This is a genomic window from Aminobacter sp. P4_H6_2 (assembly GCF_056400805.1).
The window spans coordinates 1-2,485 of record NZ_JBFUKO010000736.1 but is presented as its reverse complement, the minus strand read 5'-3'; the positions used below and the strand labels follow the sequence as shown (position 1 = coordinate 2,485).

Genomic DNA, 2,485 nt, shown 5'->3' with positions numbered 1-2,485 from the left:
GCCCATCGCGCTGCAGCTCGCGCAGGATCTTGAGGTCGAACTGGTCGAGACCGTCACCCATTGCATGCTTCTCCACTTCCGTGCGCGTTTCATGCATAGATCGGTCCATATGGCATAAGAATGCAAGCACATTGCATCGAATAGGGAGCACAATACGCGTCACCTAATTTTGAGGAGGAATTTGCATGGGTCCGTTTCCGCACGATGCGCCGCCGGCCAGGATCAGCGCCGACAACCCCGCTGGCACCGACGGATTCGAATTCGTTGAATTCGCCCATCCCGAGCCGGAGAAGCTCGAAGAGCTGTTCGCCCGCATGGGCTATGTGCCAGTTGCACGTCACAAGACCAAGAACATCACCGTCTGGCGCCAGGGCGACATCAACTACCTGATCAATGCCGAGCCAGGCAGCCATGCCATGCGCTTCGTGGGCGAGCACGGCCCTTGTGCCGCATCGATGGCCTGGCGGGTGGTTGATGCCAAGCATGCCTTCGATCATGCGGTTTTGAAGGGGGCTGAGCCCTACACCGGCGACGACAAGGCGCTCGACGTACCGGCGATAGTCGGAATCGGCGGGTCGCTGCTCTACTTCGTCGACAAATATGGCGCGAAGGGCTCGACATATGCGGCGGAATTCGACTGGCTTGGCAAAGCCGATCCGAAGCCCGCAGGTGTCGGCTTCTACTTCCTCGATCACCTCACCCACAATGTCTATCGCGGCAACATGGACAAGTGGTGGGACTTCTACCGCGAGCTGTTCGGCTTCAAGCAGATCCACTTCTTCAATATCGACGGCCGCATCACCGGCCTGGTGAGCCGCGCGATCACCTCGCCCTGCGGCAAGATCCGCATCCCGCTGAACGAGTCCAAGGACGACACCAGCCAGATCGAGGAATATCTGCGGAAGTACAAGGGCGAAGGCATCCAGCACATCGCCGTTGGCACCGACGACATCTACAGCTCAACCGACAGGATCGCCGACAAGGGCCTGAAGTTCATGCCCGGCCCGCCCGACACCTATTACGAGCTGTCGCACACCCGCGTGCATGGCCATGAAGAGCCGATCGAACGGATGAAGAAATACGGCATCCTGATCGACGGCGAAGGCGTGGTCGATGGCGGCATGACCAAGATCCTGCTGCAGATATTCTCCAAGACCGTGATCGGGCCGATCTTCTTTGAGTTTATCCAGCGCAAGGGCGATGAAGGCTTCGGCGAGGGCAACTTCCGCGCCCTGTTCGAGTCGATCGAAGAAGACCAGATCCGGCGCGGCGCGATCTCCAATAACGCGGCGGCCTGAGCATAAAAGGCCCGGCTTCGACGAGAAGCCGGGCCTCAGGTCGCGCGCTGCGTCGTGGCAGCCTGAATACGCGCCCGGCGATAGGCATCCGGGATCGACAGCGCCCAGACGAACAGCCCGCCGGCATGGCGGCCGATGAAGCTCTGGTCGGGCGTGGTCGTGGCGTAAGTGATCACCGAAAACAAAACGACGAAGAAGGCGAAGGCGAGCCCGCGCGTGGCATCGCGCGCAGCGACATGCCCTGCCCCTGGCAAAACGATCGCCAGCGCCAGCACGATATAGGGGTTGATCGGCTTGGACATGGGAACCTCAGGCAGCTTCGTAGGTGTGGATTGCGGCTTCCGCTTCGGCAAACACCTCGCTCAGCGCGTTTGCCTCGGCAATGGCCAGGCTGACGAGTTCGGGCGAAATCGCAGTTAGCGGAAAACGGATCTGCCGCAGCAGAAGATGCGCGCCGGGCTCGCCTTGAGCGGCCTGGCGGATGATGCGGGTGCCACGCGGCGTGATGACGGCTTCCTTGATTTGCGGGTCGGCGAACAGGTTGCGAAACAGGGCCGAAACGCGCTCGACCTGCCAGGATGTTGCGCTGCCGTCACCGCGCATCAAAAGTGAGGCTTCGGTCTGTGGCGGGGTCATCCATTCCGCCATGTCGTGGACCAGCGAATAATATTCCGCGCCGGTCGGACGGGCGAGTGCGCCGATCGTCGGCCGTTTCAACGCTCCGGTTTCGCTCAAGGTCACCCTCAGCCACAGCTGGGGCAGCCGGCGGAAAACCATGGTGTCGACGATGAGCTCGACCTTGGCCTGGCGGCCATCGTCGAGGCGGCCGACAAGGGTCGGGAAATGATCAGGGCCGAAGGTGATGTGGGCATTGGCAAATAGCGCTGCCGAGTCATCGAGCAAGCCGTGGCGCTGGGCCAGCGCCGAGCGGTGCTCGCTCAGCGCACGAGTGCCCATCCAGCCGCAGCAGATGACGGCAAAGGCCGAAAGGGCGATCGTGGTGATCATTCGAGGCGCCTTGTTAAGTGAGAGACGGCGCGGGTTTGCGCCGCCTCTCCTGGCATGGTCAGTAGCCGACCGGCTTCGGCCAAGGCATGGTGAACTGGTCGCCGCGGCGCACGAACTGGTAGCGGCGGAAGTGGAACCAGAGCGATGCCACGATGTAGAAGCACATCATCGCACTGAGC

At 61.7% G+C, this 2,485-nt stretch carries 3 protein-coding genes; 1 reads left to right on the top strand and 2 read right to left on the bottom strand.

The window, feature by feature from the left end; translation table 11 throughout:
• The first annotated feature begins 185 nt into the window (after nt 1–185).
• The gene (gene hppD, locus AC1DUU_RS29400) at nt 186–1,298 is read left to right on the top strand and encodes a 4-hydroxyphenylpyruvate dioxygenase (RefSeq protein ID WP_476786852.1); all 1,113 of its coding nucleotides are present in this window, start codon (nt 186–188) and stop codon (nt 1,296–1,298) included.
• Between the two features lie 35 nt (nt 1,299–1,333).
• On the opposite strand, the gene AC1DUU_RS29395 is transcribed toward hppD, so the two are convergent.
• Together AC1DUU_RS29395 and AC1DUU_RS29390 are read right to left on the bottom strand one after the other, a co-directional pair.
• The gene (locus AC1DUU_RS29395; protein WP_476786851.1) at nt 1,334–1,600 is read right to left on the bottom strand and encodes a hypothetical protein; all 267 of its coding nucleotides are present in this window, start codon (nt 1,598–1,600) and stop codon (nt 1,334–1,336) included.
• A gap of 7 nt (nt 1,601–1,607) precedes the next feature.
• Nucleotides 1,608–2,306, bottom strand: coding sequence for a hypothetical protein (locus AC1DUU_RS29390; RefSeq protein ID WP_476786850.1), 699 nt, complete (start codon nt 2,304–2,306; stop codon nt 1,608–1,610).
• Nucleotides 2,307–2,485: the final 179 nt, after the last annotated feature.

Excerpts from the sequence above, each read along its gene's own strand:
- AC1DUU_RS29395 (WP_476786851.1), bottom strand. The coding sequence starts at position 1,600 with ATGTCCAAGCCGATCAACCCCTATATCGTGCTGGCGCTGGCGATCGTT.
- AC1DUU_RS29390 (WP_476786850.1), bottom strand. The coding sequence starts at position 2,306 with ATGATCACCACGATCGCCCTTTCGGCCTTTGCCGTCATCTGCTGCGGC.
- hppD (WP_476786852.1), top strand. The coding sequence starts at position 186 with ATGGGTCCGTTTCCGCACGATGCGCCGCCGGCCAGGATCAGCGCCGAC.